This is a genomic window from Nocardioides sp. (genome assembly GCF_041600255.1).
Taxonomy (GTDB): Bacteria; Actinomycetota; Actinomycetes; order Propionibacteriales; family Nocardioidaceae; genus Nocardioides.
The window spans coordinates 1-8,026 of sequence record NZ_JBFIKK010000136.1 but is presented as its reverse complement, the minus strand read 5'-3'; the positions used below and the strand labels follow the sequence as shown (position 1 = coordinate 8,026).

Genomic DNA, 8,026 nt, shown 5'->3' with positions numbered 1-8,026 from the left:
TGGGACCGGCCGGCGGACGCCCGCGACCCGCTGGACATCGACGACCCGGTGCCCGACGACGACCTGGTCGACCACACCGCGGACGCCTTCGACGACTGATCGTCGCCTCGACCGACCCGCCACCTAGGGTGGCGGGCATGCGTGCTGTGATCGCCCAGGGGGCCGGAGGCCCCGACGTCCTCTCCGTCGCCGAGGTCCCCGACCTCCGACCCGGTCCCGGTGAGGTCCTGGTCCGGGTCGCCGCCACCGCGGTCAACCGGGCCGACCTCCTGCAGCGGATGGGGTTCTACCCGCCACCGCCCGGCGCCTCCGAGGTGATCGGGCTCGAGTGCAGCGGCACCGTCGCCGAGCTGGGCGAGGGCGTGCAGGGCTGGTCGGTGGGCGACGAGGTCTGCGCCCTGCTCTCCGGCGGCGGGTACGCCGAACAGGTGGTGGTGCCGGCCGGGCAGCTGATGCGGGTCCCGCACGGCATCGACCTGGTGACCGCGGCGGCCCTGCCCGAGGTGGCCTGCACGGTCTGGTCCAACGTCTTCATGGTCGCGGCCCTGAAGCCCGGCGAGAACCTCTTGGTGCACGGGGGCGCCGGCGGCATCGGCACCTTCGCGATCCAGCTCGCCCACGCGTACGGCGCCCGGGTGCTCACCACGGCCGGCACCCCCGACAAGCTCGGCCTGTGCGCCGAGCTCGGCGCCGACGTGGTGATCAACTACCGCGAGGAGGACTTCGGCGCGGTCGTCCGCGAGCGCACCGACGGGCACGGCGCCGACGTCATCCTGGACAACATGGGGGCGAAGTACCTCGGCCGCAACGTCGCGGCATTGGCCACCGAGGGCCGCCTGGTGATCATCGGGATGCAGGGCGGCACCAAGGGCGAGCTCGACATCGCCACCCTGCTCGGCAAGCGCGGCGCGGTGATCGCGACCTCGCTGCGGGGCCGTCCGGCGTCGGAGAAGGCGACGATCTGCGCCGCCGTCGCCGAGCACGTCTGGCCGCTGGTCGACGACACCCGGATCCGGCCCGTCGTCCACGGCACCCTGCCGCTGGAGGCCGTCGCCGAGGCGCACCGGCTGATGGAGGCGGGCGAGCACACCGGCAAGATCGTCCTCACCCTCTGAGGCGTGCGCGGCAAGCCTCTAGGGTTGGGCCATGACTGAGTCGTCCGAGCAGGAGCAGCAGGTCGTCATCATCGGGCCCGACGGGCAGCCGATGGGCTCCCTGCCGGTCTCCGCGCTGCAGCAGGCCACCGAGAACTCCGGCACCCCCGAGACGGGCGAGACCGACGACGACGGCAGCGACGAGCGCGCCCTGACCGACCTCGTCGAGCAGCCCGCCAAGGTGATGCGGATCGGCAGCATGATCCGCCAGCTCCTCGAGGAGGTGAAGGCGGCCCCGCTCGACGAGGCCAGCCGGAACCGGCTCAAGGAGATCCACCACGCCTCGATCAAGGAGCTCGAGGCGGGGCTCGCGCCGGAGCTGGTCGAGGAGCTCGAGCGGCTGACCCTGCCGTTCACCGAGGACGCCACGCCCTCCGACGGCGAGTTGCGGATCGCCCAGGCCCAGCTGGTGGGCTGGCTCGAGGGCCTCTTCCACGGCATCCAGACCGCGATCTACGCCCAGCAGGTCGCCTCGCGGGCGCAGTTCGAGCAGATCCGCCGGGCGTTGCCGGCCGGGATGGCGCACCACCAGGACGGCCAGGGTGGCCATCCGGGTCAGGGCAGCGAGGGGCCGACGCCGGGCGAGTCCGGCGGGATGTACCTCTGAGCCGAGGGGTCAGTGGTGCCGGCCGAGCCGGCGTGCCAGCCCCAGGCCGAGCAGACCGGCCAGCACCAGCGCGAGGCCGGGAGCGGCCAGCCGGGTGAACGGCGTGGGCTCGGCGTCCGAGACCGGCGTGAAGACCGCCTGCTCCGGCTCGTCCGGGACGGGCGGGCGACCGGCGCCGAGGAGCTTCTCGACCTTGCCGACGAGCTTGTCGGTGGCCGGCGCGGTGCCGCCGCAGCGGGTCACCCGCAGCTCCTCGCCGGACGTGCGGGTGAAGAAGACGTAGGGCTCGTCGTCGCGCACCCGGGCGGGGCCGCAGCCCAGGTGGTCCTTGCTGCTGGTGACGGTCAGGGTCGCCGTCCGCACCTGACCCTTGTAGACGCGCTCGACCGCGACGTCGTACGTCGTGATGGTGCCGCGCTGCCCGTCGGGCTTGGCGGCGGTGCTGGAGTCGGTCACGGTCCCGGTGAAGACGCTGGTGGCGGCCTTCGTGGCGGCCTGCGTCGTGAGGCTCTCGCAGGTGCAGGCCTGCGCGGCCCCCTGACTCAGGACCAGGCCCGTGCAGGCGAGCACCAGGGCTGCGAGGAGACGACCGACGTTGACGAACACCGGGACATCAGACCAGATCAGAGGCCGAACACACCAGCCAGCACCCTGGCCACGCCGTCCTCGTCGTGGCCGGGCGCCACGTGCTGGGCGGCCTCCCGCACGGTCGGGTGCGCGTCGGCCATCGCGTACGACGTGCCCGCCCAGCTCAGCATCGGCAGGTCGTTCGGCATGTCCCCGAAGGCGATCACCTCGTGCGCGCCGATCCCGCGGGCCTCGCAGAGGATCTCCAGCGTGGACGCCTTGGTCACCCCGGGCCCGCTGATCTCGAGCAGCGTGGTGGCCGAGGACCAGGTGATCACCAGCCGCCCCTGGACGGCCTGTTCGGCCGCGTCCCAGAACTCCTGCGGGGTGAGCTCCTCGTGCCGGGCCAGCAGCTTGAGCGCCGGGGTGTCGAAGAGCTCCTCGATCGTCCCGCGGCGGGCCCCCTGGGGCACCCGGTGCCGCTCCAGGAACGCCGGCTCCAGGCCGATCCCGGCCAGCGACTCGACCGCGAACGACGAGCCGGGCACCGCCTCGCGGATCACCCGGCAGACGTCGAGGCCGAGCTCCGGCTCGATCGCCCGCTCCAGGTGGACCGCGGAGTTGGCGACGTCCCAGACCAGACCGCCGTTGGAGACGATCGCCAGCCCGTGCGCACCGACGTGCTCGAAGACGTCCTCGGCCCAGCGCAACGGGCGCCCGGTCACGAAGACCACCGGCACGCCCCGCTCGTCGAGCTCGACCAAAACGTCGCGGGTGTAGTCGGACACGCTGCCGTCGGAGCGGACCAGCGTGCCGTCGAGGTCGGTGGCGACCAGCCGGGGCAGGGTCACGGCGGGGTCACGGCGGGGTCGGGACCGGGCGGGCCATCACCAGCTGGCCCTGGTCGTCGGTGCCGCGGAGCTCGGTGAAGCCGGCCTTGGCCAGCACCCGGACGCTGGCCCGGTTGCTGGGGTCGACGCTGGCGCGCACCCGGACGCCGAGCCGGTCCGACTCGACCAGCAGGCCCTTGAGCGCCTCGGTCGCGGCGCCGTGGCCGCGGGCGTCGCTGACCAGTCCGTAGCCGACCTCGGCCTCGGGGGCGGCCCCGTCGACGGCCTCGTCGGGCGGGCCGAAGAAGCCGACGCCGCCGACGACCAGGCCGTCGAAGGCGCGCACGATGTGCCGCGGACCCCAGGTCTGGCCGGCCCGGACCATGCTGGCCGCGTCGACGTCGTCGGTGCGCGGGTACTCCGCATGCCAGGCGGGGTGGCGGCGTCCGGCGAGCATGTCGGCGGCCTCGTCCGGGGTCACCAGCGGGAGGCGCAGGCGCAGCGTGCGGATCTCGGTGGGCAGGGCCGCCGGGAGCCCCGAAAGCAGCTCGCTCACGCGAACCACCGGTCCATCTCCTGGGCGGCTCCGTCCTCGTAGACGGTGGGGGCCACGTCGTCGGCGACGGCCTTGACCTCGTCGACCGCCTGGCCCATCGCCACCCCGCGACCGGCCCACTGGAGCATCTCGATGTCGTTGCGGCCGTCGCCGATCGCGAGCACGTCGACGGGGCGTACGCCGACCTTGTCGACCACGTGCTGCAGCCCGGACGCCTTGGAGACCCCGACCGGGGCGAGGTCGAGCCAGGCGGTCCAGCCGACCACGTAGTTGGTGCCGTGCAGGCCGAGCTTCTCGGCCAGCGCGACGAACTCGTCGGCGGTGGAGTTGGGGTCGCGGATGATCACACGACTGACCGGCCCGTCGACGATCTTCTCGATGTCGGTGATCACCATCTCGCCGGAGAGCTCGCCGTCGGGGAAGTGCCGGTTCACCCGGTAGCCGACACCGCGCTCCTCCACCGCGACCAGCGCCTCCGGGTGGTGCTCGAGGATCTCGGTGACGGCGGCGCGGGCGTCGAAGGTCTCCTCGTGCACGACCTCCAGCGGCGGGTAGCGGAAGACCACGGCCCCGTTGCTGGCCACCACCCAGAGCCGGTCCTTCTCGTCGCCGTGCAGCTCGAGCAGGTCCGCGATCCGGGTCATCCCGTGCGGCGAGCGGCCGCTGGCCAGGACCACGTGGGCGCCGGCGTCGAAGGCGCGGTGCACCGCGTCGTACACCGCCGGGGCGATCTCCTCGTGGGTCTGCCCGCTTCCCTCGACCCACTTGAGCAGGGTGCCGTCGATGTCCAGCGCGACCAGGCGCGGCTGCCAGGACGAGGCCCGGGGGACCTTCCGAGACGAGGCCATGATCAGCCGCCCACCGGCTCGAGGAGCTCGCGGCCCTGCAGCCAGGGCCGCAGCGCCTCGGGGACCCGGACCGATCCGTCGGCCTGCTGGTGGGTCTCCAGGAGCGCGACGATCGTGCGGGTCATCGCGCAGAGCGTCCCGTTCAGGGTGGCCACCGGGCCGATGGTCGGCTGGCCGTCGACGTCGTAGCGGGCCCGGGTGTCGAGGCGTCGGGTCTGGAACTCGGTGCAGTTCGAGGTCGAGGTCAGCTCGCGGTACTTGCCCTGGGTGGGGATCCACGCCTCGATGTCGAACTTGCGCTGGGCGGAGAGGCCGAGGTCGCCGGCGGCCACGTCGATGACCCGGTAGGCGAGCTCGAGCTTGTCCATGAACTCCTTCTCCCACGCCAGCAGCCGCAGGTGCTCGGCCTCGGCCTCCTCCGGCGTGGTGTAGACGAACATCTCGACCTTGTCGAACCAGTGCACCCGGATGATGCCCTTGGTGTCCTTGCCGTGCGAGCCGGCCTCCTTGCGGAAGCACGGGCTGAACGCGGCGTACCGCAGCGGGAGCGCGGCGCCGTCCAGGATCTCGTCGGAGTGGTACGCCGCCATCGGGACCTCGGAGGTGCCGACCAGGAACATGTCCTGGCCCTCGATCCGGTAGACGTCGTCGGCGGCCTGGCCGAGGAAGCCGGTGCCCTCCATCGCCCGCGGCTTCACCATCGACGGCGGGATCACCTCGATGAAGCCGGCCTGCGCGGCCTGGTCCATCGCCAGGTTGACCAGCGCGCGCTCGAGCTGGGCGCCGACACCGGTCAGGAAGTAGAAGCGGCTGCCGGAGACCTTGGTGCCGCGCTCGAGGTCGATCGCGCCGAGCAGTCTGCCGAGCTCGATGTGGTCGCGGGGCTCGAAGTCGAACTCCGCCGGGGTGCCGACGGTCTCGAGGACCACGAAGTCGTCCTCGCCCCCGGCCGGAGCCTCGTCGGCGGCCAGGTTGGGGATGGCGAGCAGGGCGGCCTGCCACTCGGCCTCGGCGGTGTTCTGCAGCGCCTCGAGCTCCTTGACCCGGCCGGAGAGCTCCTTGGTGCGGGTCAGCAGCTCCTGCTTCTCCTCGCCCTTCGCCTGGGCGACCTGCTTGCCGAGCTGCTTCTGCTCGGCGCGCTTCGCCTCGAACTCGGTGATCGCCTCCCGGCGGGCGGTGTCGGCGGCCAGCGCGCGGTCCACGACGTCGTCGGACAGACCACGCTTGGCCTGGGCGGCTCGCACACGGTCGGGGTCGTCTCGGAGCACTCGCGGGTCGATCATGCGGCAAGGCTATCCGCCACCGCGCGCACCACTCATCCGAGATACCTCCGGGCCGCATCCGGGACGGCATACTTGGCTCGCCGGCCTGCTCGCCAACCCGAAGGACACCCCTGTGCTCGATCGCTCACGCCTGACGACGCTGAGCTGGGCCGTGCTCTGCTTCGTCCTCTTCACCGTCCTGACCGTGACCGTCCGGCAGGAGTGGGGCCCGCTGGCCACCCTGGACGAGCGGGGCGAGTCGATGGAGGCCTGGGCGATCGCCGAGCCGTGGCTGGGCACCGTGCTGCGGGTCGTCGAGGCGGCGTTCGCGACCATCGGGATGGTGGTGCTGACCGTCGTGGTGGCGGTGGCCATGTTCGTGCGCAACCACCGCCGGGCGGCGTACTTCACCGTCGGGGTGATGGCGGCGACCGCCCTGGTCACCACGGCGCTGAAGATGCAGATCGGCCGCGGTCGCCCGCCGTGGCAGAACGAGACCGGCCTGCTGGCCTCGCAGTCCTTCCCGTCCGCGCACGCCTCCTCGGTGACGGCGCTCGCGGGCGTCGTCATCGTGCTGGTGCTCATGCTGGTCCGCCGCTCCGGCACCCGCCGGCTGGTGTACGTCGCCAGCGTGCTGGTCGTTCTGCTCGTCGGTGCCGACCGGGTGCTGCTGGGTCGGCACTTCGTCACGGACGTGGCCGCGGGGGTCCTGCTCGGTGCCGGCATGGTGATGCTGGGGATGACGCTCTACAACCCGCTGCCGCGCAGCCACGCCGAGCGGGTCGAGCCGTTGGCGGGCGCCGTCCCGACCGGTCGACGGCTCGCGGTGATCCTGAACCCGATCAAGGTCGAGGACATCGGCCAGTTCCGCTCGATCGTGTCGGCCCAGGCCGCCGAGGCCGGCTGGTCGGAGCCGACCTGGCACTACACGACCGTGGAGGACCCGGGCACCGGCATGGCCGAGGCGGCCGCGGTGGCCGGCTCCAACCTGGTGCTGGTCTGCGGGGGCGACGGCACGGTCCGCGAGGTCTGCTCGGAGCTCGCCGGGACCGGCATCCCGGTCGGGATCATCCCGGCCGGCACCGGCAACCTGCTGGCTCGCAACCTCGACATCCCGCTCTACCTGCGCTCCGCGATCGACGTCGCCCTGACCGGTCAGGACCGGGCGATCGACCTGGTCAAGGTCAGCGGCGACGACCTCGACGACACCCACTTCATGGTGATGGCCGGGATGGGCTTCGACGCCGCGCTGATGGAGGGCGTCAACGAGGACCTGAAGAAGAAGGTGGGCTGGATCGCCTACGTGCTCTCCGGCCTCAAGTCGCTGATGTTCCCGGCCGTCAAGGTCGAGATCTCGATCGACGGCGGCGTCTTCACCAAGCACCGGGCCCGCACCGTGGTGGTCGGCAACGTCGGCTTCCTGCAGGCCGGGATGCCGCTGCTGCCGGACGCCTCGATCGACGACGGCCTGCTCGACGTGGTGATCCTGCACCCGCGCCGGTTCCTCTCCTGGGTGCCGCTGGCGGTCCGGGTGCTCTCCCGCGGGCGGCGCAGCGACGACCTGATCAACCGGATGACCGGCCAGAGCGTGGTCGTCCGGGCGGCGTCGGCCACGCCGCGCCAGCTCGACGGCGACTCGATCGGATCGGGCTGCGAGCTGCGGATGGAGTGCCTGCACGGGCGGGTGCTGGTGCGGGTCCCCCGCTGAGACCAGCCCCCGAGTCGGGTCAGCGTGCGGTCGGCACCGAACGACGTGCGTGCTCGATCGCCTCGTCCTCCTCGGGCGAGAGCTGCTGCTCGCAGGTCCAGCCGGCGATGCTCTTGGCGTAGGTCCGGGCCTCGCTGCGCCCGTGGATCGAGGTGAGCACGACGCCGTGACCGCTGTCGTCCAGCAGCGCCAGCGACCAGGACAGGTGGCCGCCCATGTCGCCGAACGCGTCGTAGCGGACCACCGCGAAGTGGCGCAGGGCGTCGCGCGTCTCGGCCCGCAGTGCCGCGACCTCCTGGCGCAGGCCGTGCACGTCCTCGGGCAGCGCGTCCGGGCCGCCGACCCCGCGACGTCGCCCCTGGCGGCGCAGGCCGACGACGGCCAGCAGCAGGGCGAGGACGGCCAGGGACAGGGCAAGTACGGCGAGGACGAGGATCAGCACGGCCCCGAGCCTAGAAGGGACGGCCCTCGGCCGACGACAGGCGCGCTCGCCA

The 8,026-nt window shown here is 72.6% G+C and carries 9 protein-coding genes; 3 read left to right on the top strand and 6 right to left on the bottom strand.

The window, feature by feature from the left end:
* Nucleotides 1-137 precede the first annotated feature (137 nt).
* Both ABZE72_RS14045 and ABZE72_RS14040 read left to right on the top strand, forming a co-directional pair.
* Nucleotides 138-1,115 carry an NAD(P)H-quinone oxidoreductase gene (locus tag ABZE72_RS14045; RefSeq protein ID WP_372729655.1) on the top strand — a complete coding sequence of 326 codons (978 nt, stop codon included), beginning with the start codon at nucleotides 138-140 and terminating at the stop codon, nucleotides 1,113-1,115.
* A gap of 31 nt (nucleotides 1,116-1,146) precedes the next feature.
* A complete protein-coding gene (locus ABZE72_RS14040; protein WP_372729654.1) occupies nucleotides 1,147-1,761 on the top strand; it encodes a bacterial proteasome activator family protein in 615 nt (204 codons plus the stop codon).
* Nucleotides 1,762-1,770: 9 nt separating this feature from the next.
* Here the strand turns inward: ABZE72_RS14040 and ABZE72_RS14035 are convergent, their stop codons facing one another.
* Genes ABZE72_RS14035 through serS form a run of 5 tightly spaced genes read right to left on the bottom strand, consistent with a single transcriptional unit; the run spans nucleotide 1,771 to nucleotide 5,845 of the window.
* Nucleotides 1,771-2,367 carry a hypothetical protein gene (locus ABZE72_RS14035; RefSeq protein WP_372729653.1) on the bottom strand — a complete coding sequence of 199 codons (597 nt, stop codon included), beginning with the start codon at nucleotides 2,365-2,367 and terminating at the stop codon, nucleotides 1,771-1,773.
* A gap of 17 nt (nucleotides 2,368-2,384) precedes the next feature.
* Complete coding sequence (locus ABZE72_RS14030) at nucleotides 2,385-3,179, bottom strand: HAD family hydrolase (protein ID WP_372729652.1); 795 nt, start codon at nucleotides 3,177-3,179, stop codon at nucleotides 2,385-2,387.
* 7 nt (nucleotides 3,180-3,186) lie between these two features.
* Nucleotides 3,187-3,714 (bottom strand): GNAT family N-acetyltransferase, encoded by a 528-nt coding sequence (locus ABZE72_RS14025; protein ID WP_372729651.1) that lies wholly within the window; start codon nucleotides 3,712-3,714, stop codon nucleotides 3,187-3,189.
* Complete coding sequence (locus ABZE72_RS14020) at nucleotides 3,711-4,562, bottom strand: HAD family hydrolase (RefSeq protein WP_372729650.1); 852 nt, start codon at nucleotides 4,560-4,562, stop codon at nucleotides 3,711-3,713. Before ABZE72_RS14020 ends, ABZE72_RS14025 begins: the two co-directional genes overlap by 4 nt.
* A gap of 2 nt (nucleotides 4,563-4,564) precedes the next feature.
* Nucleotides 4,565-5,845, bottom strand: coding sequence for a serine--tRNA ligase (gene serS / locus ABZE72_RS14015; RefSeq protein ID WP_372729649.1), 1,281 nt, complete (start codon nucleotides 5,843-5,845; stop codon nucleotides 4,565-4,567).
* 112 nt (nucleotides 5,846-5,957) lie between these two features.
* Between serS and ABZE72_RS14010 the strand changes: the two genes are divergently transcribed.
* Nucleotides 5,958-7,532 carry a YegS/Rv2252/BmrU family lipid kinase gene (locus ABZE72_RS14010; protein ID WP_372729648.1) on the top strand — a complete coding sequence of 525 codons (1,575 nt, stop codon included), beginning with the start codon at nucleotides 5,958-5,960 and terminating at the stop codon, nucleotides 7,530-7,532.
* Nucleotides 7,533-7,551: 19 nt separating this feature from the next.
* Here the strand turns inward: ABZE72_RS14010 and ABZE72_RS14005 are convergent, their stop codons facing one another.
* Nucleotides 7,552-7,974 (bottom strand): DUF4446 family protein, encoded by a 423-nt coding sequence (locus ABZE72_RS14005; protein WP_372729647.1) that lies wholly within the window; start codon nucleotides 7,972-7,974, stop codon nucleotides 7,552-7,554.
* Between the last annotated feature and the right edge of the window lie 52 nt (nucleotides 7,975-8,026).

Excerpts from the sequence above, each read along its gene's own strand:
- serS (WP_372729649.1), bottom strand. The coding sequence starts at position 5,845 with ATGATCGACCCGCGAGTGCTCCGAGACGACCCCGACCGTGTGCGAGCC.
- ABZE72_RS14045 (WP_372729655.1), top strand. The coding sequence starts at position 138 with ATGCGTGCTGTGATCGCCCAGGGGGCCGGAGGCCCCGACGTCCTCTCC.
- ABZE72_RS14040 (WP_372729654.1), top strand. The coding sequence starts at position 1,147 with ATGACTGAGTCGTCCGAGCAGGAGCAGCAGGTCGTCATCATCGGGCCC.
- ABZE72_RS14020 (WP_372729650.1), bottom strand. The coding sequence starts at position 4,562 with ATGGCCTCGTCTCGGAAGGTCCCCCGGGCCTCGTCCTGGCAGCCGCGC.